Below are 692 nucleotides of genomic sequence, written 5' to 3'. Positions count from 1 at the left end.
TGGCCACCGTGATGGCCTGGCTCAGGGCAAGGTCCGAAGAGCGGCTGCCGTCCACCGCGAGCAATATTCTCTGGTACATGGTCCGTGCCTCCTGGCTGGATGTCGCAATTTCGCAATGTCGCAATATCGCAAGGCAAGCGCGCATGGGCGCGCCTTCCATCTACAGCTTAGAGGGCCGGGCACAGGGCGTATTGATGCACGTCAAGCGGCCTTGGCGATGCGCGCGAGGCCCAGAAACGGCCCGTTGCCCGGGAAAGCAGCGAATGCCATGATCTACATCAACACCGCGCTTGCCCGGGTGTACAAACTGGAAGCGTCGGCTGCAAGCTGCGGCGCCTGTCTTTTAAGCAGGAGGTACAAGATGTACAGCAAGATCCTGGTTGCCGTGGATGGCAGCGAGTCCTCCGATCGGGCGCTGGAGGAGGCTCTGCGCCTGGCCACCGCGATGCGCTCGGCACTCACCGTGGTGCATGTGATCGATAACAGCTACCTCAGGTACGAGGTCGGCTACATCGACCTGACAGACTTGCATGCCGGCCTGCTCGAAGGCGGGCAGATCCTGCTGGACGAAGCCAAGGCCAAGGCGGCGGCTGCGCAGGTGACATGCAAGACGCTGATGGTGGATGAAGCATTGGCGCTGGGCGACGTTGCCAACGCGATCGAGCAGGTGGCGCAGCAGACCGGGGCGGAGC

2 protein-coding genes are annotated in these 692 nt (G+C 62.7%); one reads left to right on the top strand and one right to left on the bottom strand.

The window, feature by feature from the left end:
* On the bottom strand, window positions 1-79 hold a 79-nt coding region (locus AC1DS3_RS39280), incomplete at its 3' end, for a universal stress protein (protein ID WP_477129452.1).
* A gap of 282 nt (window positions 80-361) precedes the next feature.
* Here AC1DS3_RS39280 and AC1DS3_RS39275 point away from each other — a divergent pair.
* A partial coding sequence (locus AC1DS3_RS39275) for a universal stress protein (protein ID WP_477129451.1) occupies window positions 362-692 on the top strand: 331 nt, incomplete at its 3' end.

This window comes from Cupriavidus sp. 01L46, from assembly GCF_056399905.1.
The sequence above is the reverse complement of the archived record's forward strand: the minus strand, read 5'-3'. Positions and strand labels throughout refer to the sequence as shown.